This window comes from Endozoicomonas sp. SCSIO W0465 (assembly GCF_023716865.1).
Classification (GTDB): Bacteria; Pseudomonadota; Gammaproteobacteria; order Pseudomonadales; family Endozoicomonadaceae; genus Endozoicomonas.
Window position 1 is genome coordinate 5247467 of sequence record NZ_CP092417.1, and the last position, 24921, is coordinate 5272387.

17 protein-coding genes and 1 pseudogene are annotated in these 24921 nt (G+C 50.8%); 11 read left to right on the top strand and 7 right to left on the bottom strand.

Going from position 1 to position 24921, the window contains the following annotated elements; translation table 11 throughout:
* Positions 1 to 391 precede the first annotated feature (391 nt).
* Genes nfi through MJO57_RS23435 form a run of 3 tightly spaced genes read right to left on the bottom strand, consistent with a single transcriptional unit; the run spans position 392 to position 3208 of the window.
* Complete coding sequence (nfi, locus tag MJO57_RS23425) at positions 392 to 1090, bottom strand: deoxyribonuclease V (RefSeq protein WP_256492056.1); 699 nt, start codon at positions 1088 to 1090, stop codon at positions 392 to 394.
* Positions 1083 to 2486, bottom strand: a complete 1404-nt coding sequence (locus tag MJO57_RS23430; RefSeq protein ID WP_252019154.1) for an ATP-binding protein — start codon at positions 2484 to 2486, stop codon at positions 1083 to 1085. The genes nfi and MJO57_RS23430 overlap by 8 nt, the downstream gene beginning before the upstream one ends.
* Entirely contained in the window at positions 2486 to 3208 is a 723-nt protein-coding gene (locus MJO57_RS23435) for a response regulator (RefSeq protein WP_371924673.1), read from the bottom strand. Before MJO57_RS23435 ends, MJO57_RS23430 begins: the two co-directional genes overlap by 1 nt.
* A gap of 823 nt (positions 3209 to 4031) precedes the next feature.
* On the opposite strand from MJO57_RS23435, the gene MJO57_RS23440 reads away from it, so the two are divergent.
* From MJO57_RS23440 to MJO57_RS23475, 8 genes and pseudogenes are all read left to right on the top strand, one after another.
* On the top strand, positions 4032 to 5279 hold the full coding sequence (locus tag MJO57_RS23440) for an efflux RND transporter periplasmic adaptor subunit (RefSeq protein ID WP_252019155.1): 1248 nt from the start codon (positions 4032 to 4034) through the stop codon (positions 5277 to 5279).
* 1 nt (position 5280) lies between these two features.
* Positions 5281 to 8409, top strand: a complete 3129-nt coding sequence (locus MJO57_RS23445; RefSeq protein ID WP_252019156.1) for an efflux RND transporter permease subunit — start codon at positions 5281 to 5283, stop codon at positions 8407 to 8409.
* Between the two features lie 154 nt (positions 8410 to 8563).
* Positions 8564 to 10915 carry a hypothetical protein gene (locus MJO57_RS23450; protein ID WP_252019157.1) on the top strand — a complete coding sequence of 784 codons (2352 nt, stop codon included), beginning with the start codon at positions 8564 to 8566 and terminating at the stop codon, positions 10913 to 10915.
* 48 nt (positions 10916 to 10963) lie between these two features.
* Complete coding sequence (locus MJO57_RS23455; RefSeq protein ID WP_252019158.1) at positions 10964 to 11338, top strand: hypothetical protein; 375 nt, start codon at positions 10964 to 10966, stop codon at positions 11336 to 11338.
* On the top strand, positions 11274 to 12470 hold the full coding sequence (locus MJO57_RS23460; protein ID WP_252019159.1) for a carboxypeptidase M32: 1197 nt from the start codon (positions 11274 to 11276) through the stop codon (positions 12468 to 12470). The genes MJO57_RS23455 and MJO57_RS23460 overlap by 65 nt, the downstream gene beginning before the upstream one ends.
* A 107-nt stretch (positions 12471 to 12577) precedes the next feature.
* Positions 12578 to 13651, top strand: a pseudogene (locus MJO57_RS23465) (AI-2E family transporter).
* A 15-nt stretch (positions 13652 to 13666) separates the two neighbouring features.
* Positions 13667 to 14317 carry an NUDIX hydrolase gene (locus MJO57_RS23470; RefSeq protein WP_252019160.1) on the top strand — a complete coding sequence of 217 codons (651 nt, stop codon included), beginning with the start codon at positions 13667 to 13669 and terminating at the stop codon, positions 14315 to 14317.
* Between the two features lie 126 nt (positions 14318 to 14443).
* Positions 14444 to 15394, top strand: coding sequence for a hypothetical protein (locus MJO57_RS23475; protein ID WP_252019161.1), 951 nt, complete (start codon positions 14444 to 14446; stop codon positions 15392 to 15394).
* Positions 15395 to 15408: 14 nt separating this feature from the next.
* Here MJO57_RS23475 and tldD read toward each other — a convergent pair whose 3' ends face one another.
* Both tldD and MJO57_RS23485 read right to left on the bottom strand, forming a co-directional pair.
* A complete protein-coding gene (gene tldD, locus MJO57_RS23480) occupies positions 15409 to 16848 on the bottom strand; it encodes a metalloprotease TldD (protein WP_252019162.1) in 1440 nt (479 codons plus the stop codon).
* A 129-nt stretch (positions 16849 to 16977) separates the two neighbouring features.
* Positions 16978 to 17574 carry a TetR/AcrR family transcriptional regulator gene (locus MJO57_RS23485; RefSeq protein ID WP_252019163.1) on the bottom strand — a complete coding sequence of 199 codons (597 nt, stop codon included), beginning with the start codon at positions 17572 to 17574 and terminating at the stop codon, positions 16978 to 16980.
* Between the two features lie 189 nt (positions 17575 to 17763).
* On the opposite strand from MJO57_RS23485, the gene MJO57_RS23490 reads away from it, so the two are divergent.
* The 3 genes from MJO57_RS23490 (at position 17764) to MJO57_RS23500 (ending at position 23652) form a co-directional block, all read left to right on the top strand.
* Positions 17764 to 18867: an efflux RND transporter periplasmic adaptor subunit gene (locus MJO57_RS23490; RefSeq protein ID WP_252019164.1), complete on the top strand. Its 1104-nt coding sequence runs from the start codon at positions 17764 to 17766 to the stop codon at positions 18865 to 18867.
* A 3-nt stretch (positions 18868 to 18870) separates the two neighbouring features.
* Complete coding sequence (locus tag MJO57_RS23495; RefSeq protein WP_252019166.1) at positions 18871 to 21927, top strand: efflux RND transporter permease subunit; 3057 nt, start codon at positions 18871 to 18873, stop codon at positions 21925 to 21927.
* 363 nt (positions 21928 to 22290) lie between these two features.
* Positions 22291 to 23652 carry an ISNCY family transposase gene (locus tag MJO57_RS23500; protein WP_252017318.1) on the top strand — a complete coding sequence of 454 codons (1362 nt, stop codon included), beginning with the start codon at positions 22291 to 22293 and terminating at the stop codon, positions 23650 to 23652.
* A 243-nt stretch (positions 23653 to 23895) separates the two neighbouring features.
* Here MJO57_RS23500 and MJO57_RS23505 read toward each other — a convergent pair whose 3' ends face one another.
* Positions 23896 to 24522 carry an ankyrin repeat domain-containing protein gene (locus tag MJO57_RS23505; RefSeq protein ID WP_252019168.1) on the bottom strand — a complete coding sequence of 209 codons (627 nt, stop codon included), beginning with the start codon at positions 24520 to 24522 and terminating at the stop codon, positions 23896 to 23898.
* A gap of 122 nt (positions 24523 to 24644) precedes the next feature.
* Positions 24645 to 24896, bottom strand: coding sequence for a hypothetical protein (locus MJO57_RS23510; RefSeq protein WP_252019169.1), 252 nt, complete (start codon positions 24894 to 24896; stop codon positions 24645 to 24647).
* Positions 24897 to 24921 lie beyond the last annotated feature (25 nt).

A 24921-nucleotide genomic window follows, 5' to 3' on the forward strand; every position in this document is an offset into this window, starting at 1 on the left:
GCAGAAGAAACGCCCGGAAATCAGAGAATTGTTTGCCGGGAAAACGAAGAGACTCAGAAAGTTAAGACAGACAATCTGTATCTGCTGATCAAGGCGTATACCCTAATTGTCAAGGCATTCAGTCAGCTTGATGATGGAGAATCCGGCATTGATCCTGAAAAGAGCAGGCAGCTGCAGAACAATTATGTTATCTACCATGAACTACCAGGGAAACTGCTAAATAGCTACCCCACATTACTTTGCTGAAATAGCCATCACAATAATCCTGCCATCCCCGGATAAAAATCCGGGAAGTGTCCAAAGGAGCACTACCATGACTGGCAGTATATCCAGACTGCGAATCGGTGGTGAGAGAAAAAATTCATTTACCATCATTTAATCGCAGAAAAAGTCAACGAGCCAGAATTCGATTGGCCCTGGCAACAGCCTGACCCCGGTTTGAAGCCAGTGCATCTGCCCATCGAGTGGTTTCTGGCAGCCGGTAGTGTGTAAGACATGCTTCGACATAATACACGGCCGTGTTCAACGATATTCTATGACCAATACTGATGTACAGGGGGCGGGTTGCGGTCCGGGTGCGTACCACACAGCCAATCACTTCATGATGATCCCGGAGTTCAGCCCTGGCACCTTTCTCTTCTGATAGAGTATCGCTCTTGCCACAAAGTCTGCTCTTGGCAACGCCAATAGCTGGCAGACCCGTGATAACCCCAAGATGACAGGCAACGCCAAACCGCCTTGGATGGGCAATTCCCTGGCCATCGCACAGCAGCAGATCAGGCTCTACCCGCAACTGGCTGAGGGCTGCCAGAATCGCCGGACACTCCCGAAACGAGAGCAATCCGGGGATATATGGCATTTGCGTGGGTATTTTGGCAATGGTGTAATCCAGCAGTTCAAGACCGGGAAAAGCCAGCACAGCAGCAGCACGGGTCACCCTGCCCTTATCCTCAAAGCCGACATCAATACCGGCAACTCGCCGGATTTCCGGCAGATCATCCCTTCGAACCACCCGACTGGCCAGTGTCGTTTGCATGGCTTTGGCCTCAGCAAACGACAGATCCCAGTGAAGGTTGCCAAACTCAGACACTCAGCCCATTCCTTAACGGAAGACGAATAGTAACCTCAAGGCCCGGATGGGCATTGCGGGCAACAATGGAACCGCTATGCTGGGCAACCGCAGTGCTGGCAATGGCCATTCCAAGGCCGGTTCCATCATTTTCCTTACCCCGGGTTTCATCCACCCGAAAGAAGGGTTCAAACAGATCTTCCAACGCTTCTTCGGGCACACCTGGACCGTAATCCCGGATACGAATAAACGCGGCATCATTTTCACGAAACAATCTTACCTCAACTTCTGAACCTTCCGGGGTAAAACGGATCGCGTTTCTGATGATGTTTTCCACCGCACTGGAGAGGAACTCGGGAACGGCCACCAGCTCAATGTTAGCAGTTTCCTTGAACACCACCGCCTTATCTTTGGCCTGTGCTTCAAAGTTGCCGTCATCCACCAGTTTTTTCAGCACACCTTCCAGCGATATTTTCTCGCAGCCCATGTTGGCAATATTATGCTGAATACGGGAAAAGTGGATGATTTGCCCGATCAATTGATCCAGACGTTCTATCTCTCTCTCTATTCGGGCATGCTCTGCCTCAGCATCAGGCGTTTTCCGTCTGGCCAGTGCCAGAGAGATCTGCAGTCGGGTCAGTGGCGATCTTAATTCGTGGGATACATCCCGCAGCAATCGTTCCTTACTGAACACCAAAGACCCTACCTGCTCGGCCATATGGTCAAAATCCCTGGCCAGCTCACCCAGTTCATCCCGACGCCTGGCCACCTTGCCATCCACGCGGGCACTCAAGTCTCCCCGTGCCAGTTTTCTGGATGCTCGCTGCAAGTTTCGTATCGGGCCAACCAGATAGCGGGCCAGAACAACACAGAGAAAGAAGCTGACACCCAGGGCCAGAATAATAAGGTGCCACTGCCGTGCAATAATCTGTTTAACCCGCCAATGCACCAGTACCGGCATCTCTTTGGTGAGGTACAGTTCATAGGGCGCATCGTTCAGGGTAATTCGCTGTGGGCCGACCACTACCACGCCTCTTCGAAAGGTTATGGTCGGATCGCTGCGATTGCGGGTTTTGTTATAGGCAGAAATCAATTCTTCAGAGATCGATGCGCTGCCCAGAATATTTCCCTCGGTATCAAACAGGTAGTAACCACTGCCCGGAAACCTCGGAATGGGTAAATGCACAGAAGTACGGGAGAGCAGCTCCATTTTACGGGCCGCTATTTCCAGCTCACGAAACAGCGCCCGCCGCTCTGACAGAAAGTCAGACGGGTCTACGGTAACGGCAAAGGCCAGAAACAGCGTAACCAGCATGGCAATCATGGTCAGCCAGAACCACAGAAAAATCTTCCAGAAGACGCTGTGCCATGGCCAGACCACCAGGCGGGGAATTTTAAATCGCACTGGCAACCCCATCAGCCCGGAAGGATATAAAAGTAACCGGACCCGCGAACGGTTTTAATTCTCGGACTGCCATCTGGCCGTGTACCGATCTTCTTGCGAACATTACTCACGTGCATATCTATGGCACGGTCATAAAGTGTCAGCTTACGATTCAGGGCTATCTGGGTCAGGTCATCCCGGGAAATCAGTTCACCGGCCTTTTCAATCAGGGTTTTCAGCACCAGAAACTCAGTTGCCGTCAACTCCAGTGGCTCACCGGAAATAGCGGCTTCACGATTAGCCAGATTCAGTGCAATATCATCAATCTGCAGGGTCCGGCTGGTCCCTTCAGGAATCAATGGTGTACGGCCACGACGCAGAATAGCCTTGATTCTGGCCACCAGCTCCCGATGGTTATAGGGCTTGGGCAAATAGTCATCCGCACCAATTTCCAACCCGATAATTCGATCGACATCGTCGCCACGGGCAGTCAGCATCAAAACGGGAATGTCCGATTGCTGACGAATCTGCTTCAGTGCATCAAAACCGTTCAGTTTAGGCAGGGTTACATCCAACAGCACCAGGTCATGCACCCCGGACAGAGCCGCATCAACCCCTGCTACTCCGTCATGAACCGCAGAAACGGTAAATCCCTCCGTTGCCAGGTATTCCACCAGCAATTCACAGAGTTCGATATCATCATCAATCAGCAACAATCTGGCACTGGTTTTGCCCATACTTACAGAGGGACTCATAGAATATGCTCCAAAAAAAAATACCCCGCCTTGGGGGAAGCGGGGTTAAAGGTACAGCTCATGGGATAACTGATGGTTAGGCCATTCCCCCCGCCCGGGTTTCTGACTGCCTCTGTTCATTCATTTTAATGAGGCTTGCCAATAATTAGCTAATCTGAATCTGGCAATTCATCTTTGCAGCAGGCCAGAGCTTGCCCGAGGCGCGTGACATCATATCATTCATCAATCAGAAATACTGTGTTCAACGGCAGCGTTTAACCGCTGCCAGACATCACTTCGGCCTCCAGCAGGCTAAATCTTGGATCGAGTCTATTGACTTACATCTCAATCGGGTCAATAGATCCGGTAAAAGCAGTGTAAAGCTCTTACTTATTCCATTTTAAATAGTAAATGATCTGCCAACTTCGGTTTTTCATATGGCTATAGATAGATAAAACGCATACTATCCGTCGCAACCCATAACCCTGTATGATGTCCGATATTTTCTACGAAGCATATCCCTATAAAAAGCCAAAGACGTACGCTGTCACCACAAAACCATTCAGGGAAATACACTATACCTCTCAAACCTTCTCCCTGAATAAAGGGTATGACGTTTACAGAGATATAAGCCGAATGCATTCTACCGGATGCAAGCAGTACCGGGTCAAAGTATCTATCCCAAATGTCTTGCTCAAAAAGGTCTTGAGCGAATGGTATAAAGAGGCTGTCTTTAATAGCGGTATTGGCAGCCACCAGTATAGGGATGTGCTTAAACTGAGGTCAGGCACATCAAACTGCTTTTGCGGGTCCTGTATGAATCTGCCCCCTTACGGAGCTATCAATGATCGCTAATATCACTGATCGTAAACTCGGAAAATGGCTTCCGATTAGCGCTTTAGCCACTTCTATTGTTCTTCTGGCCGGTTGTTCAGATGACAAACCGACACATCAGATGCCCCCCCCCGGAGTATCGGTTTTTAACGTGATCGATCAGGAAGTAGGCGACTATTATGAATACGTTGGCCGCTCAGAAGCCATTCATGAGGTAGACGTCCGTGCCCGTGTAGAGGGCTTTCTGGTGAAAAGAAACTTTACTGAAGGCGGCATGGTTGAAAAAGGGCAGCTGTTGTACGAAATTGACAGAGCGCCATTTGAAGCGACCCTTAAAGGTGCCGAGGCCCAGCTGGCCAGTAGCAAAGCTGCTCTTATTAATGCCCGGAAAAACCTGGAGCGTAGTCGGGACCTGGTAAAACAGGGAGCGATCAGTCAGGCTGACTTCGATAATCAAACCAGCTCAGAAGCCCAGGCAGCCGCTGCTGTTGAATCAGCAGAAGCCAACCTGGAAACGGCTAAGCTGAATCTTGGCTACACCCGGATTTCTGCACCATTCAAGGGTGAAATTGGCAAGTCAACCTACAGTGTTGGCAACCTGGTGGGGCCCTCAAGCCAAGCTCTGGCGACGCTGACCAGCATGGATCCTATCTATGTTACTTTTCAGGTGGATGAACGACAGCTGATCAGCCATCTGGCAGAACACCCGGGAGCCAGAACTACCCAGCAGACCAGCGTTGAAGAATCCCCGCTGGAAGAAAAAGGCATGTTCAAGCTGTCTCTCAAACTTCCAAACGGTACTGAATACGACCAGCCCGGCACGTTCAGTTTTGCTGACACCCAGGTGGATGAAACCATGGGCACCCTGACCCTGCGAGCCACCTTCCCGAACCCACAGGGTATTATCCTGCCTGGCCTGTACGTCACACTGCAGGCCGAAAGTACTGACAAAACCCTGCTGCCATTGATTCCACAGGCATCCGTCCAGCAAGACCAGTCTGGCCATTTTGTCCTGGTGGTCACGCCTGATAACACGGTAGAAAGCCGGCCAGTGGAACTGGGCCGTCGTATCAATGCCATGTGGGTGGTGAAGTCAGGCCTCAAGCAAGGTGAACACATTATTGTCCAGGGACTGCAGAAGGTCCGTGCCGGCGGCAAAGTCGCCCCCACACTGGTGGATGTGAACACCACCACCGGCACGATTACCACTAAAGCTTCGACACCAGCCGAAAGCGCCAAACAGGAGCAGGGCCACTGAGATGATCAGCCAGTTTTTTATCAACCGGCCCAAGTTCGCATTCGTCATCTCGATTGTGATTACCCTTGTGGGCCTTATCGCACTGAACACATTGCCCGTCAGCATGTTCCCGGAGATAACGCCACCTCAGATCACCATCAGTGCTTCCTATCCGGGGGCGGACTCAGAGACGCTGGAAACCTCCGTCATGCGCCCCATAGAGGAGCAGGTCAACGGGGTGGAAGGCATGATCTACATGGACTCCACCGCCTATAACAATGGCAGTGTCTCCATTACCGTTACCTTTGAGTCCGGTGTTGATCAGGACATAGCCATGGTCAACGTACAGAACCGGGTTTCCGCCGCTGAACCCAGTCTGCCGGAGCAGGTGCGTCGTCTTGGGATCAATGTACGTAAACAGTCGTCCAATATGCTATTGGGTGTTAACCTGCTCTCACCGGACAAGACGTTTGATGGCATCTATCTGAGTAATTACGCCAGCAATTATCTGGCTGACCCAATGACCCGTATTAACGGGGTTGCCAAAGCCGAAGTTATGGGTGCAATGACCTATAGCATGCGGGTCTGGCTCAATCCCACCCGTATGGCATCACTGGGGGTGACCACCACAGACATTTCCAGTGCGATCAATGAGCAAAACGCTATTGTCGCTGCCGGTCAGCTTGGACAGGCACCCAACCAGGTCGACCAGCAGTTCACCTACACTATCCGGACCCAGGGACAGCTGGACTCGGCAGAAGCCTTTGGTAATATCATCGTCCGTGCCAATCCGGACGGTTCCTTTATCCGCATTCGGGATGTTGCCCGGGTGGAACTGGGCGCGCAGAGTTATGGTGGTGTCGCCAAACTGGACAACGCAGCGACCACTTTCCTGGTCATTTATCAGCAACCCGATGCCAACGCCATGAATGTAGCCAAAGATGTCAAGGCGCTGATGGAAGAGCTGGAGAAAAACTTCCCGGAGGACATGGAATACACCATCAAATTCGACACCACCGAATTTATCGATGAATCCATCAACGAGGTCGTGCAAACGCTGTTTGAAGCGGTATTGCTGGTTATCCTGGTGGTCTTCCTGTTCCTGCAGAACTGGCGGGCAACACTGATCCCCTCCATCGCCATCCCGGTCTCCCTGATCGGTACCTTTGCGGTGATGAAAGTCCTGGGCTTCTCCATCAACACCATCAGCCTGTTCGGCCTGGTGCTGGCTATCGGTATTGTGGTAGACGATGCCATCGTGGTTATTGAGAACGTGGAACGTCTCATCACCAAAGAGGGACTGTCCCCCAAAGAAGCCACCAGCAAGGCGATGCAGGAAGTATCAGGTCCAATCGTTGCCACCACCCTGGTATTGCTGGCAGTATTTATCCCGGTTGCCTTTATGCCCGGCATCACTGGCGGGCTGTATACCCAGTTCGCAGTGACTATCTCTGTGGCTGTGTTGATATCCTCCATCAACGCCCTGACCCTCAGCCCGGCGCTTTGCGTCGTTCTGCTCAAGCAGGGTTCTCTTGGCCAGATCAACTGGCTGAAGCCGGTAGACACCTTTATCCAGAAGCTGACCGGTGGTTATGAGGGCTGGGTAAAAGCGTTGCTGCGCCGTTCCGTGATCGCCGTTGGTTTACTGTTGGTGATGCTTGCCAGTGCCGGCTATCTGTTTACCACCACTCCGGGCGGTTTTGTGCCCAACGAGGACCAGGGATTTTTTGCCGTCAATATCCAGCTGCCAGATGCCGCATCTCTCAACAGGACCGAGGCTCTGATGAATGAAATCACTGATATGATCCTCTCGGAAGATGGGGTCGATATTGTGAATACCGTCTCCGGCTTCAGTATTTTCAGCGGCGCAAGCAGTAATGCGGCACTGGCCATTGTCGTTCTTGATCCATGGTCAGAACGCCAGACACCAGAGCTCCATCAGGACGCCATTCTGCAGCGAATCCAGGCCAAAATGTGGAGTGTACAGGAAGCCCAGATTATGGCCTTTGCCTTCCCGCCTATTCCCGGCCTTGGCAGTTCCGGTGGTTTTGACTTCCGTCTGCAGGACACCATGGGTCGCTCACCACAGGAGCTGGCTCAAGTATTAAACGGATTGATCTATCAGGCGAACCAGCAGCCGGAGCTAAGCCAGGTTTTCTCCACCTGGCAGGCTAATGTGCCCCAGTACTTTCTGAATGTGGACCGGAACAAGGCCAAGGCTCAGGATATTTCACTGACCGATATTTTTAACACGCTGCAAACTCAGCTTGGTTCCCTCTACATCAATGACTTTACCCTGCTGGGCCAGAACTACCAGGTAAACCTGCAGGCAGAGAGTCAGGATCGGGCTGAACCGGCGGACTTGAGCAAATTCTATATTCGCAACAGCCAGAATGAAATGGTGCCACTGAACACCGTCGCTACCCTGACACCAGCGCTTGGCCCCAGCAGTATTAACCACTACAACCTGTACCAATCCGCTAATATCAGTGGCCAGGCCGCCTCCGGTTTCAGCTCCGGTGATGCCATTGAGGCCATGGACCGGCTGGGCAACAATCTGCCCTCAGGATACACCTATGCCTGGTCCGGCCAGTCACTACAGGAAATTGAAGCAGGCAATCTGGCTCCGATCCTGTTTGCCATGTGCTTCCTGTTTGCCTACCTGTTCCTGGTGGCACAGTATGAAAGCTGGACCATGCCACTGGCGATTATCAGTGCCGTGCCCATTGCCGCCTTCGGTGCCATTTCCGGTATTAATATCATGCGCGAGTGGTACCCGGCCCTGGCTAACGACATCTATGCCCAGATCGGGATGGTACTGCTGATCGGTATTGCAGCAAAAACCGCGATACTTATTGTCGAGTTTGCCATGGATCAGCGCCGTGCCGGCCACAGCATTTTTGATTCTGCGGTCAATGCTGCCGGTCTGCGTTTCCGTGCCGTTCTGATGACTGCGCTGTCATTTATCCTGGGCGTAATGCCGCTGGTACTGGCTACCGGTGCCGGCGCTGCCAGTCGTCAGATCATCGGTATTACCGTGGTTTCCGGCATGATTGCCGCCACCTTCTTCGGTACTCTGCTGATTCCGGTGTTCTACCTGCTGCTGCAACGGCTGCGCGAATACTTTGATCCCAATAAGGCTAACTGTTAATTAAGCCAGCCCTTGCTCAAGGCCTCCCCAGTGGAGGCCTTTTAAATGAAGGGAACCAATCCAGAGCCTCAACCGTCTAATACTAAAACGTTCCAAGCCAGAGCATCAAAAAAAGGCTTGAATTTTACTTAAGACTAAATGGATTGGATGTACCATGGCAGAAATAAACCCTCCTTCGTTTTTACCCGCAGCCCCTAGTGCCATGCGACCTCCGGAGACAGGAAACCAGCATCTTGCTGAACTTTGTCAGCAAACACACAACGCCCCAAGGTTAGGAAGTCATACCCTAACCCACTCCTCAATAGCATCGAGTAGTGCAAATTTAAGTACAAATGGGCATAAATGCCAAAAACCAGTTTCAGATACCGGTTTACCAGAGAATAAATTATCCAAATATCGGATTAAGAGCGAACATTGCCTGTCTAATCTATTCAGCTGGGATTTTTTCTCACCTTCTCCAACTCTGACCAATTTATGGGCTTTCCCGGTGTCAGGACAGACAGGGCATTCTCCCGCCAGCAGTACCATTACTCAAGTATTACCAGGACCAGCTTCACAGCCAACGCTCAGGCTCAGACTGCCGCAACAGACCATAGTTGCATTACCTGACTGGCGTGAATTCCAACCCAATTTAAATAATGCCCTCTATAGACTGTTTCAACACCTGCCAAACAATACGAATGGTCAAGACCCTCTATCCATCACCTACCGGAGCATCTACCAATTCTCATTACTGCGCAGCGGTGGTATTTCTCAGGAAGATGTACTCCAGTTGAATGACTTGATACAACGTGCTGATGCAATCTGGCAAAACAACCCACAAATGCCAGCAGCTGAAGACCTGAGAAACCTGTCTTACCTTCTCAGGGGAATATGTTTTGCCAAAAAATGCTACAACCTTTTAACAACACTCCATTCAGATAGAAACCCCGAAAAGCGATGTCAGCGGTTAATGGCAGAGCTTATTCAGCTGGATCCAAACAACCGGGTTTTAACCAAATGGCGAGAAGCCATCAGCGCGATACAAAGCGAATTGCAACCAAGGCAATTACCCCACTCCATGCCTCACCGGTTAACACAAAGACCGGAGGTTCCTCCTGCATCCACACCACAATCCATACCACAACCCATACTACAAGGAGCCATTGGAGGCATCGATATCTCAAACCGGCCCTCCCGGGAAGCGCTGTATCAAGAGACAGAAAGGCTAATGAAAGCAAGCAGCATCGTGGCCAACTCTTTAGGAAAAATTGACCAGCACGCTGCTGATGGCCGGGAAAAATACAGGAAGCTCGAAAGTGAGCTGCAGAGACTTAATGAACAGATAAAGCAGAAAAGTGAAACCTTTCACCGCCACTATGGCCCGGAAATAAAGCATCAAATTCAACATTGGCACTCTGCAGCAATGAACGCACTGGCAACAGAAGGATCGGCAACCCTTTCAGGGCTTCAGCAGCTGCAAGCTCAAATCGAATCGGCAATTGACGAGATAGAACTCTTTTTTGATCAGGAAACCCATCGTTTATGCCAATATATCTGGAACCAACTCACTGATGCGCTCAATAGAAGCCAGTCGAGAGAAAACTTTCTTAGAGTAAGGGAGTGGCTCCAGTCAGATCAACCAATCATGCCCAACCAGGTACGCCCCGGTGATGATTTGCCACTTTACTTTCTGTTTCAACAGCGAAAGCAGGATCTCGAAAGCCAGGCACTCATCGTTAATATGGCCGAACTCAGTGATCAGGAAAGAGAGCAGACCAAAGCCAACATCATTAAAATAACAAAAGAGCTGGATAGAATCATAGCCCTTTTTCGTACGATCATTTATCGTTATGAACGTCTTAAGTCCGGGCATCAATATCCCCATCAGATAGCTGAAATGGAGGAGGCTTCCAGAAAAGGTCACAGAGTAATAGCCACGGAAACGTCACAAAAAATTCAGGAACGCCTCAAATTAATAAACACATTGCAAGACCCTTCCATTGACACCAACCATCTTCTGGATATGAGTGATGAGGATTTTCAACTCATTATTACGCTGTTAGGCGGTAAACCGTTAACAGAAGAACACCGGAAAACCATGGCAAACAATAGCTGGCAGCTGACGGAGAAGAATCACCTGGTGACCCAGCGGGGCCATGAGCGCGTCACCGTTGTGTCCATTGGCAACATGTATCGCTTAATTGATACCGCAAGCAACACACCCATTGGTACCCTGGATCGTATCCGCTGGGAACGGATACATAAACGCCTTGAACGGGAAGGACTCAAAGGCGCAAATAATATTACCCGGCAAATGGTGATCGATGACTTCAGGAACTTCCCAACAACAGAAGCACAATGGCAGGCTCAAAGAGCTGAAAGGCTCGGAGGCATTCCGGATTCACTTCGCCAGCAAGGGGAAGAAGTGGTTGTTCCGAAACAAGCCAGGTATAAACGACCGGAAGACCCGTCAGTAACGTCGGAGATTTTACGGTATCAAAGAAGGCACTTTCAAAAACCATAACAAAGTCTGATATCATTTTTCATCGATCCAATTGCCTCTGGTGGTTCTATGAATAGTGCTTACGAAAACCTGGTTAACCGATTCCGGCAGATGTATCACCTTCAGCATCTCGGAGCGATCGCTGGCTGGGACCAGGCTGCCATGATGCCTGCCGGAGGAAATCAGGCCCGTGGTGCCGCACTGGCCGAATTGAACACCCTGGTACATAAGTTGCTGACGGCACCTGAAGTGGAATCCTGGCTGCAGGAAGCACAGAGTCTGGAAACCAACCCGGATACCATCCGCTCCATTGCAGAGATGGCGGTTGAATGGCGCCATGCCAGTGCCATGCCTGATGACCTGGTGAAAGCCAAAACCATTGCCTCCACCCACTGCGAACATGCCTGGCGTAGCCAGCGCCCCGAGCCAGCGCCCCGAGAATGACTGGCAGGGTTTCTCCAAAAACCTGAAAGAAGTGGTTAACCTCTGTCGTCAGGAAGCGACGGTTCGGGCGGAAAAAAGTAATATCTCTCCTTACAATGCCCTTTTGCAACTATATGAACCCGGAGTCTTCACCCAAGAGCTTGATCAGCTCTTTGGTGACCTGAAAACCTGGTTGCCAGACTATATACAGGATGCCCTGGACCACCAGTCGTCAGTCAGCATCATTGAGCCTGAAGGCCCCTTCCCGACAGAAAAACAAAAAGCACTGGGAGTGGATGTGATGCAACTGCTTGGCTTTGATTTTGACCATGGCCGGCTGGATGTCAGCACTCATCCCTTTTGTGGTGGTGTCAGCGAAGATACCCGGCTGACCACCCGCTATAAAGACAGTAATTTCGTTGAAGCACTGATGGGGATCATCCATGAGACCGGCCATGCCCGCTATCAGCAAAATCTGCCAGAGCAGAACCGTGAACTTCCCATTGCCTTTTATCGCTCCATGGGAATCCATGAAGGGCAGAGCCTGTTCTTTGAAATGCAGCTGGGCCGCAGTGCACCATTCCTGTCATTGATACAGCCGTTGATCGTCAAACACCTCTGCAATGGCACGTCACAGCCCGCCATGGCCCTGGCGAATCTGGAAAAAATCTACACCCGGGTTCGCCCCGGCTTTATCCGGGTTGATGCTGATGAGATCACCTACCCGGCTCATATTATTCTGCGCTATGAAATCGAGCGTGACCTGGTTGAGGGAAACATTGAGGTAGATGATATTCCCGAGCTATGGCAGCAGAAAATGCAAGACTACCTGGGTCTGGATGTAGCGGGTGATCACAGGAATGGCTGCATGCAGGATATTCACTGGCCGATGGGTTCGTTCGGTTATTTCCCAAGCTACACGCTCGGTGCCATGGTTGCAGCACAGCTGTTTGCCGCGCAGAAAAAAGCAATGCCTGATATTGAAGAGCTGATTCAACATGGCCATCTTTCACCCATTTTTGACTGGCTGAAAAGCAACATCTGGTCACAGGGACGACAGTATTCCACAGCCGAACTACTGACCAGAGCGACCGGAGAGCCATTATCGGCCAGTTATTTCCAACAGCACCTGAAAAAACGATATCTTGGCTGAACAGTCATTAATAAATAGCATTTATATCCATGGCAGCCTCAGGTTATCTATGATGAAATCCACGCTTCTGGCCGACATTTTTTCTTCTTTCCATCGAGGTTAATTGGATGCGGGGCATCAAAACGACACATGTCCGTCATATTGTTCAGGGGCTGGCAGCACTGATTATCATCATGACGGGCATCAAGCTGGGCAGCACACTGGTCATTCCCCTGCTGCTTTCAGCACTGCTTGCCTTGCTGGCCAATCCTGTGGTTGATTTTCTGGCGCGGTTCAGGATTCCGCGAATTATCGGGATTGTCTGCACATTAACGGCCTTTGTCATCTTTGCCCTGTTTTTCCTGAGCAATGTTGCCAGCACAGTTCAGGAGTTCACCGCCGCACTGCCAGGCTAACGTGAACAGCTGACAGAAACGTTTAAAAGCGCACAGATCTACCTGGCACAGAAAAATATCCATATTGACCTGAAAACGCTGATGGATTCTTTTGACCCTTCGGCACTGGTCAGCCTGCTGACCAACATGATTGGCAAACTCGGCAGTACCATGAGCTTTGCCCTGCTAATTTTAATCGCCACCATCTTTATGCTGCTGGAAGCTCCCCTGCTGCCGGGAAAACTGCGCATAGCACTCTCATCCCCGGACCATGAATTACAAAGCATTCGCCGCTTTCTCCGGTCTTTTAACCGCTATGTGGCCCTGAAAACCCTGATCAGTATGGTCACCGGTATTCTGGTTGGCGTCATGCTCTGGGCGAAAGGGGTGCACTTTTATGTGCTTTGGGGGCTGGTAGCTTTTATGTTCAACTTCATCCCCAATGTTGGCTCCATTGTTGCGGCGATCCCCGGCGTATTACTGACCCTTCTGCAGTTTGGCTATGCCGATGCCCTGATGATGATGGCCGGCTATATGGCAATCAACGTCACTATTGGTAATGTGATTGAACCCAACGTGATGGGACATGGGCTTGGGCTCTCGCCCCTCGTTGTTTTTCTGTCGTTGATTTTCTGGGGCTGGCTGTTGGGACCGGTAGGAATGATTCTCTCTGTGCCACTCACCATGTTTATCAAGATCATGATGGAATCTTCAAAACGCTGGCGAAATGTGGCTATTCTGTTAGGGCCTGATGACAAAACAAAACAGAGCAACACCAGTAAAGGAACATCAAATGAATATAACTGAAAGATGGAACCAGAGATGATTGATAAACCTGATATAGATGACCAGGATAAAAATCCATGGATCGGCTGGACAGAAAAGATTCGAGCCATTGCCCAGAACGGACTCGCCTTCTCCGGGGGTGAATTCGATCTTGAGCGATACCATCAGTTGCAGGCGATTGCCCACGAAATGACGGCACTGCTGACCGGAGCTCCCACCGAGAGAGTTGATCATTATTTTCTCCCTGACCACGGCTATGCCACTCCAAAGATCGACCTTCGTGGCGGCGTATTCCTTGATGATAAAATCCTGCTGGTCAAAGAGCGTTCTGATGGTGGCTGGGCTCTGCCCGGCGGCTGGGGAGATGTTGGTGAGCCCCCCGCCTACGGCGTTGAGCGCGAAGTCATGGAAGAGTCCGGATATACTGCTAAAGCCTTAAAACTGGTGGCACTTCGGGATGCCCGGCGTCATCCATACTGCCCACAAAGCCCATACCATATTTACAAACTGATTTTTCTCTGCGAGCTGACAGGGGGAGCCCCTAAAGAGAATATTGAAATTTCAGATATCGGCTTTTTTGATGTTGATAATCTGCCAGAGCTTTCCAGAGGAAGAACATTACCGGAAGATATCCGGCTATTACTTGAACACAAGAACAACTGCGAAATACCCACCGTTTTTGACTAAAAAGGCTTTGACTAAAACGGTGAGTATTTCATGGCCTCTGGGAGGTGAAGGGAACTATTGAGTGATTGTCGGGTCAGATAATTTAAGTACCAAATGGATCTCTACAATCTGAAGGGAGTGCTGTTAATGAATAGTTTAAACGTCACTGACGGATCTTACACAAAACCGGATTTTACTCCGGAAAAGGCCAGTTCAGGAGTGGTTGGCAGTAAAAGCAATAACCACATTGTCCGTAAAACTGACAATACAGTATGCCCTGAAACCCCCATCACCCTTAGATCAGCGAAAACGACGGTAAACTTTCCCAGCCTGCCTGCCAATCTCTGTCAAAATGACATCAATACTGACGGGAACAACTTCCAGTCCAAACATATCTGTGGCCCTACCGCGATTGCCAATACACTGGCACCATTGCTGGGAATGACCAGCCCTGAAGATCAGCATGCCCTGGTCATTGGACTGGCTGAAGAGTGTGGTATTGATGAGGAGGTTGAATACGGCACCGGGCCTATAGAACTGATGGCCGGTGTGCGTTCGTTTATGGAAAAAATGGATCAGCAGGTGCCAGAGATCCGCTACTATGGCTGGCGCGCTGAGTATGCTTGTCCCAAATCATCATTCAACCACATACAGTCCAAACAGCCGCCAAGTCAACAGCTAATATTCGAAAATATCCGGAGATCAGACGGCGCCTGGCTTAACATCGGATTTTACGTTTACGATGAGAAGGCCGGTGAATACACACGAAAATCCGGGCATTGGGTGACACTGGCAGGATGTAATGGCAATGATGAAATGACCATTCATGACCCTGCGGTAAGAGCACACACGCCAGCCTGCCAGCAAAAAACACACGGAGTTGTCAGCCTTGATGAAGGTCAACTGATCGACAGGGCAAGAACACGCAGTGCAAAAGACGTTCTCTATCTGGACAGTTCATTCAAACTGCCCAATGATGAACGGGGTATTAATGCCGCCATCATTGACGGTGTCATTTTTTTCCAACGCAGGAATGAGTTGACTGGAAGCGATTCCACCTCGCTTCCACAGTCTTCCGTAGCAATGGATGAAAGTTAGACCGGCAGAAAGTATTAAGCCGTACCACCCACGGTAATTTCATCAATCTTCAATGTCGGCTGACCTACGCCCACGGGAACAGACTGGCCATCTTTACCACAGACACCCACACCAGGATCGAGTTCCAGGTCGTTACCGACCATGGATACCTTGTTCATCACATCAGGGCCGTTACCAATCAGGGTTGCCCCCTTGACTGGCACCGTCTTCTTGCCATTTTCGATCAACCAGGCCTCACTGGTAGAGAAGACAAACTTACCGGAGGTGATATCCACCTGGCCACCACCCATATTTTCCACATAGATGCCTTTTTTAACGGTACTGATGATCTCCTCAGGGTCATGTTTGCCAGCGAGCATATAGGTATTGGTCATTCTTGGCATGGGTAGATGAGAATACGACTCACGACGTCCATTTCCGGTGGGTGCAACGCCCATTAAACGAGCGTTCAGTTTATCCTGCATATAGCCTTTGAGAATACCGTTCTCAATCAAAACGGTACTCTCTGTGGGCACGCCCTCATCATCCATATTCATGGAGCCACGACGACCACCCAGCGTACCGTCATCAACAATGGTGCAGTGCGGCGAAGCAACCCGTTCACCAATCCGGCCAGCATAGGCGGACGAGCCTTTACGGTTAAAGTCACCTTCCAGTCCATGACCTACCGCTTCGTGCAGAAGCACACCAGACCAGCCAGCGCTTAATACCACCGGCATGGTGCCTGCCGGAGCCGCAACCGCTTCAAGATTGGTCATGGCCTGACGAACCGCCTTTCGGGCGTATTCCAGGCCGGTATCGTTCAGCAGGAACTGAAGGTAGTCACCCCGACCACCACCACCGGCAGATCCGCGCTCAATACGTCCTTCCTTTTCAGCGATGACACTGACATTCAGACGAACCAGCGGACGAATATCAGCCGCCAACGTGCCATCGGAGGCAGCAACCAGCACCACCTCATGCACACCGGACAGACTCACTGTCACCTGCTTAATGCCTGGGTCTGCCTTGCGGGCTTCCTGGTCCAGTTTTTTCAGCAGGTCAACCTTATCTTCACTGGTTAAGGAGTCCAGGGGATTGGCAGTTCCATAGAGGGAGAGTGGCTGGCTGCGCTGCCATGCCTTAACCTGCTTCTGCTGGCCTGCCCGGGCAATACTCCGGGCTGCTCCGGCAGCCTGTTCCAGTGCCGGGAGAATAATTTCGTTGGAGTAGGCAAAACCGGTCTTCTCGCCACTCATGGCGCGAACACCCACACCACTGTCGACATTAAAACTGCCTTCCTTGACGATGCCATCTTCCAGCACCCAGGACTCATGGCGCATGGATTGAAAATAGAGGTCTGCAGCATCCACATGGTGACCCAGAATGGTATCCAGAATCCGGCTGAGTTCGCTGTCGCCGATATTGGCCGGGGTCAGCAGTTGGTCACGGGCTGTTGAAATAATATCGGTCATAGATTTTTCACCACTTTTGTCAGCAGTGTGTGTCAGCCTCCTGAGCGTCACACTGATTTATTCTTATTGCAAGCGTACTCCCTGAGAGCGGGATAACTCAAGGGTAGTTTGAAATTTCTAAAAAGGAATTCATAGCTTTTTACAGGCACCTAACACCGTTGAAACAACAATCTCAATTTTCGCCTCCAGCGCTTCCCCTTCAGGCACCGGTTCTCCCCCGACAACCTGTGGCCAGAATAACATTCCCTGAAAAAGACTGAGATAGATATTGGTTATCACGCTGAGATCGGTTTCGTTCAACTTACCAGCTTCCATGGCCTCCCTGAACCACTGGGTCACGGCTTTGGTGCTGTACAGCGTATTGATGAGATTTTGTGCCATGTCAGGTTGGCGGAGAAACTCCATCACGATGGTGCGTGCCAGTGGAATACCATAGGTTTGATAGAGGATGTCGGCTTCTTTAAAGCTAATGGATGTCAACTGGGCATGAAGGCTGAGTTCTGGATCAAGGGGATATCGCACCGCCTCATACGCTGACGCCTGGATAATAGTCAGCACTGACTCAAACAACAGCTCCTTACTTTCAAAGTGACGATAAAGTGTGCGCTTGGAAACCCCGGCTACCGTGCAGATCCTATCCATATTGGCAGCAAGGAAACCGTATTGGATAAACTCTTCTTTGGCCGCTTCGATGATTGCCCGATGTTTTTGCTCAGAGCGTGTCACTGCCTTCTCTCCTTTTTTTTCGCCTCGCCTTGCACACAAAGTACACTATAGAGTTTACATTTTATGAGCGCAAGCATAAAATAAACTCACAAGTTTACTTTTGAGCAACTGACCTCTCAGAAAGGACTTACAGAAATCCTTCTTCTCCCTGATCACATCGGATTAGTATTTTTTAGAGACAGATCATTTATGTTGGCATCAATAAAAGTCACCAGACTGGCCGCTGGTATTGCACTGGCATCACTCCTGCTTGGCGGGTGTGGTAAAGAAGACGTTACTCAAACCAAAACTGTCCTTATCCAACCGGCCCTGACAGAAATAGTAAGCAGCAATGTCAGTGATGAACTCAGCTTTAACGGCGTAGTCCGTTCCGCTGAACGAGCCAATCTTGCCTTCCGCGTGGGAGGGTTGCTGACAGAGATCCGTGTAAAAGAGGGTGATCACGTCAAACAGGGGGACCTGCTGGCCAGACTGGATGCCCGGGATGCCAAAACAGCCCTTGAGTCCGCCGAACTTGAGCGGCAAAGTGCAGAGGATGACTATACCCGTGCCAAGGCAATTTTTGAGAAAAGCCGGGCGATTTCCAGAAGTGACCTGGATGCCATCACCACTCGATACAATCTGGCTAAAAACCAGGTTGAAGAAGCAAAACGACAGTTTGAGTACACCGAACTGAGAGCACCTTTTGACGGCATCATCGGCCGTAAGCTGGTGGACAACCATATCCAGATTCAGGCCAACAGTCCGGTGCTTGTGCTCCATGACCTGAGTGACCTGGAAGTGGTGATCCAGCTCCCCTATCAAGTGATGCTCTCCGGACAGAATCAGGCAACAGCCAATGCTGAATTGTCTGCCATACCCGGTCAGTTATTCCCACTGGTTTTTCGCACCTGGGCAACAGAAGCGGACCCGGTATCCCAGACTTACCCGGTGGTACTGGGATTTGATGACCTTAAGGGCTTCCGCGTGCTTCCGGGCATGGCCGTCAAAGTCACAGCATCCAGCGCCCGGGGGGAGGACGCTCTGGCAACCATCACCATCCCGCTGACAGCGGTGGTTCCCGACAACCAGGGTAACCAGTTTGTCTGGGTAGTTGGCAGTGACAATAAAGTGGAAAAGCGTTTTGTCGAAGTAGGAAACCTGAACAAAAACCGCATCGTGATTAAACAACACCTGACAACGGGTGAACAGGTGATCATCGCCGGTGTTTCCAGCCTTAAAGAGGGTATGGAGGTTCGCCCCTATACCGATAGCGCCGCTGGAAAAGCCACCCGGAAAAGCACTGGAGCCTGATGCATGGATATCGCACGTTATACCATCGCAAAACGCACCAGTGTCTGGGTGATTATCGCCCTGACCCTGATCGGCGGTTATATCAGTTACCTGAAACTGGGTCGCTTCGAAGACCCGGAATTCGTTATTCGCCAGGCGGTTATTAATACGCCTTATAACGGCGCCACTGCCCAGGAAGTATCTGATGAGGTAACGGATCTTATCGAAGGTGCGGTTCAATCCCTGCAGGAGTTGAAGGAAGTCAAGTCCGTCTCCAAACAGGGCATGTCCGAAGTGACCGTTGAAATGCAGCTGGAATTTGCCAAAAGCGCTGCGGATTTACAGCAGGTCTGGGACAAACTTCGCCGAAAAATCAGTGACGTTCAACGACAGCTCCCGCCCGGTGCCGGCCCATCCATCGTTAACGATGATTTCTCAGATGTATACGCCCTCTTCTTTGCCGTCACCGGTGAAGGGTTCAGTGACCGGCAACTGCAGGATTACGTAGACACCCTGCGTCGTGAGCTGGTGCTGGTACCCGGCGTTGCCAAAACAGCCACGCTGGCGGAACAGCAGGAAACGATTTTCATCGAAATATCCAGTGAACGGATGGCCGAGTATGGTCTGTCTGCGGAGAATGTCTTCCAGGTATTGCAAAAACAGAACCTGGTTGCCGTTGCCGGCAGTATTGAAACTGACGCCATGCGCATTCCGGTCATTCCCGCCCCCGGCGTTAACTCATTTGCTGATCTGAAAAATCTGCAGGTGGGCGTTGGTGACAACAACACCGTACTCCGTCTGGGAGACATTGCCGATATTATCCGCGGATACCAGGAACCGGCATCCATGCTGATGCGCTATAACGGTGAACGGGCCATCGGGTTTGGTATCTCCAATGTCACCGGTGGCAATGTGGTGGATATGGGCGATGCAGTCAAGGCACGAATTGCCGAACTGGAAAACCAGCGACCACTGGGTATGGAACTGCATATAATTTCCATGCAATCCGATTCAGTGCGTGACTCAGTGGCCAACTTTATCGATAACCTGATCGCTGCGGTTGCCATCGTTTTCGTGGTCCTGCTGCTGTTTATGGGTGTCCGTTCCGGCATCATTATCGGTTTTGTACTGCTGCTTACCGTCGCCGGTACGCTGTGCATCATGCTGATTGAAGATATCGCCATGCAGCGTATCTCACTGGGTGCCCTGATTATCGCGCTGGGTATGCTGGTGGATAACGCCATCGTGGTTACTGACGGCATCCTGGTACGGCTGCAGCAAAACCCTCAGGAAGACCGCGGTGCACTGGCGTCAGAGATCGTCAAGTCTACCCAGTGGCCACTGCTGGGCGGAACCGTAGTGGGCATCTGTGCCTTCAGCGCGATTGGTCTGTCACCGTCGGATATGGGGGAGTACGCAGGCTCACTGTTCTGGGTAATACTGTACTCCATGTTCCTCAGCTGGGTATTTGCGGTCACGGTTACCCCAATGCTCTGTCATGACTTCCTGAAAGTAAAAGCCAACACAGCCGACCAGAAGCCCGGGCGCATGGTTACGGCCTATAAAGCCCTGCTGGTATGGGTACTGAAACATCGTCTGGTAAGTTCAGCACTGCTGCTGGGCACATTAGCGGCAGCTATATGGGGTGTTCAGTTTGTACCTCCCGGCTTTATGCCTGACTCACAGCGCCCACAGTTTGTTGTGGACGTCTACCTGCCACAGGGTTCTGATATCACCCGTACCGAGGCAATGGTTGCCAAAATCGAGCAGGATGTAAAAGCGAAAGAAGGCATCACCAATATCACCAGCTTTATCGGTGGCGGAGGGCTGCGCTTTATGCTGACCTATTCGCCAGAAGCACGAAATCCAAGCTATGGTCAGCTGCTGATTGATATTGATGATTACACCCGAATTGCGCCGCTATTGAGTGAACTGCAAACAGAGCTGGACGCCAGGTACCCTGACGCCTCCATAAAAGTCTGGAAATTTATGCTGGGCCGCGGTGGGGGCAAGAAAATCGAAGCCGGTTTCAAAGGTCCGGACAGTCAGGTGTTGCGTCAGCTGGCTGAGCAGGCCAAGGCGATCATGCTCAACGATAACAACCTGATTGCCGTTCAGGACGACTGGCGTCAACAGGTACCTGTCCTCCGCCCTGTATATGCTGCTGAAGAGGCTCAACGTTATGGCCTGACCACACCGGAGATCAATCAGGCCATTGTCCAGACACTGACTGGACGAAACGTCGGGGTATACCGGGAGGGTGATGAACTGATCCCTATCGCGGTCCGCTCTCCGGAGAGCGAACGCAACCATCAACGGGCCATCGAAAATACCGAAGTGTTCAGCCCGACGGCACAGCGCTTTATTCCGGTAAGTCAGTTGATAGAGTCGATCGATGTCGTTTATCAGGATGCGATCTTACGTCGTATCGACCGTGTGCCCACCATTCTTGTGCAGGCAGACCCGGCACCCGGTGTCTTTACCGCGGATGCATTCAGCAATATCCGCAGTAAAATAGAAGCGATTGAATTACCTCCCGGCTATGAGCTGATCTGGTATGGTGAATACAAGGCTTCAAATGACGCCAATGAAGGACTGGTGATTTCAGCGCCTTATGGTTTTGCCGCCATGATCCTGTCGGTCATCTTTATGTTCAATGCGCTGCGCCAGCCTCTGGTCATCTGGCTGACCGCACCGTTAGCCCTGGTGGGCGTCACCATCGGACTGGTAGTCTTCCAGACGCCTTTCGAATTTATGGCGATACTGGGCTTTTTAAGTCTGATTGGCATGATGGTGAAGAATGCGATTGTCCTGGTGGACCAGGCGGATGTGGAAATCAGGGGAGGCAAACCGGCCTATCATGCCATTATTGATGCCGCCCTCAGCCGTGCCCGTCCGGTGTTGCTGGGTGCTCTGACCACCATACTGGGCGTAGCTCCGTTGCTGGTTGACCCGTTCTTCAAGAGCATGGCGGTGACCATTATGTTTGGCCTGCTGTTTGCCACCATTCTAACCCTGGTGGTTATTCCACTGTTTTATGCAGTGTTCTTCCGCGTGCAGGCAGCTGACACAATGGAATAAGGATGCAAAACCGGCAATAACCTTAACTAGTTCCCATCCAAAAACTATAGCCCTTGGGCCACGTAGCCTACAGAGATTTGACGTGCTCTGAATTTACAGGAAAATCACATCAACTCCGCTGTAGCCCCCGAAAACTGGTTGAAAAAGGCGTCAAAACAAAACTTGATTTTTTCCCTCTAAGCCTTGGCACGCATAGGCTGCAGAGTTTTTGGACGAGAACTAACTAGTTCTCGTCCAAAAACACAACCAATTGAAAACTGTAGATTTTATCCTGAAAAATTAAGTGGAGCCCTACTGCTATCTGGCGACTAAACTTCCCAAGAGCAAGAAACATAAGGGATTGCCAAAAACAGAGGACTCCAAATGCGCAAAAAACGCAACCCGCAGTGTAGTATGGAACTCCATTACGTACCTCATGAAATCTGCTCCCAGCTTTCCGGTATCTCGCAATGGCTTGACGCCCATCCACAGTTCAATGACTGGATTTATGAGGACTTAAGTTCTGGTGATAAACAGAACACTGGGCGGAACGGACTATCAGCAGAATCCGTTCTTCGTGCGGCACTCCTGAAACAGTATTTGAATTGTGATTATGACTACTTGTCGTTTGTTTTGATGGACTCCATGCTCTTTCGAGACTTTTGTCGCCTCGAACCAAACCAGCGCCCCAGTCGCTCCAGTTTGCATGGGCTCATCAGCCTTCTTACTGCATCTACATGGGAACGGATTAATAACTGTCAGCTAATGACCGCTAAAGATCAGGGTATTGAAAAAGGGCGCACTGTGGCTATTGACAGCACAGTCACCGAATCGGATATCAAACCTCCTTGCGACAGTGATCTTTTAGCCAGTTCCGTTAAAGAAATTTGTCGGCTGCTGGAACGGGGACAAACACTGACAGCGACACCGCTTTATGAATATACCCATCACAACCGAGCCGTAAAAGATGCGGCCAGAAAATGCATCTACGCTGGCAAAGAAGAGCGGCATCAGCATTATAAAAAACTGCTGCAGTTGACCCGAAAATCCCGGAAGGTACTTATCGAAGCTACTGTCACGCTAGCAAACGCCCGTCAGCAGGGGCAGTGTCTCCTGGCTGATGATGCCGACAAGTGGCAGGCCGATGTGGATCACCTGTTACCCCTGGTGGATGCAATAGTCTCCCAGACAGAGCGCAGGGTCTTTAAGGGTGAAAAGGTGCCAGCCCAGGAAAAAGTGGTTAGCCTGTATGAACCCCATACGGATATCATCGTAAAAGACAGGCGGCAAGTACAGTATGGCCATAAACTGAACCTGGTTCAGGGAAAAAGTCGATTGATCCTGGACCTGGTTATTGAGGAAGGTAACCCAGCGGATTCGGACCAATTCATTCCGATGATGGAAAGACAAAAAGAAATTTATGGTCGTGTACCTCGCCAGACAAGCGGTGACGGCGGATACGCGTGTCGCGCTAATTTGGAAAAAGCCAAGGCCATGGGAATCAGCGATGTAGCTTTTAATAAGAAGCGCGGACTTGAAGTCGAAGAGATGACTAAAAGTCAGTATGTGTATAAAACGCTCTTTCGCTTCCGGGCAGGTATTGAAGCGGGAATTTCGTGGCTAAAGAGATGTTTTGGGCTATCACGTTGCCACTGCAAGGGTTCTGAGCGTTTTGATTCTCATTGCTGGTTATCGGTGGTCTGTTACAACCTGGTGATTCTGGCCAGACACCCGGCACCATCCTGATAGCCACCTCCACGCTACATGAAAGTACCTTTCCAGCATGGTGGGAGGATGTTTTCTGCCTGCTTTTCGCGTTTTTCTCCAATATCCGTCCCAGATTAGAGAAAAAAAGGGAAGAGTTTTTGCGGCTCTCTGGAATTTCAGGAAATATCAAAACGAACGTACAATCTAATTATGATTGCCTGATGCGTTTTTGGACGAGAACTAACTAAACCAACAGGGAAGTTCCCGGCAGCTCAGCCTGATCTACAGAGACAGCGGGTGGTACACATACGACTTAATCGAGTCAGGTAGCGGTAACGACTCAACTGCCGACTTCAGAGGTTGCCTCCGCTCAGTCAGAAGCTCGACCAGTCGGTGACGGATGCTGGCCCGGCACAAGCCCAGCAGGGAGCTGGGTTGCTGCGGTGGAGGGATATGGTTGGTCAGGGTATTGAGGATATCAAGGTGGCCCTTGGCACCTGCGACCGCCAGATCAGACTGACTGGGTCGGGCACCAAAGTCCAGCAGGGTCTTGAGGATGCCATGATAGCCCTGGGCAGCCGCATATTTCAGTGGGGTTGTACCAAATATGTCAGGGATATTGGGCTGGGCTCCGTTGGCCAGCAGGCTGTTCATCATTCCGGTGTTGTGGAAGGCAACGGCCAGAAGCAACGGAGTTTTGCCCACCATGAGTGAAGTCCCATCGGGGTCAGCCCCGGCAGCCAGCAGTGTATTGACCATCTTGGCATCATCATTCTGAGCAGCAAAGTTAAGGGCAGAGCAACCAAACCATGGAAGGTCAGGGTGGTCACCGTTGTCCAGTAGGGCGTTGACCTTCACGTAGTTGTATGTGGCAGCCGCAAGGGCCATCTCAGCCAAAGAGTCATTCATTTCATAAACTTTTGCTCTCGTAACGTTCCTTTGTGACTGTGTATTTGCTGGAAAGTTCCTCACCCCGCGCCATTCCCTTGAGCTATGTCGAGACATCACCAGTAAACGGTGCCAACGGGCAATCATCTCAGGCAATGACTACACCAGAGGTTCTGCAACGATTTATTGAACATTTGCTGCGAGACTTCCACCTCCTTCAACCTCTCCTCTACAGATTTTGGTAAACCTATCTGTGTCGATAATGCCAGACGCACCTGGTCAAGAATCGATTCACGAAGATCGATAGGTTCTATTATTTGTGCTGATTCCAGACCTGTTAAATCGATCCATTTTTCCGGTAAAAGTACCATTGATTTATCGTAACTGTTCAGCACCCCCACATAAATCTGGAATTTTCTG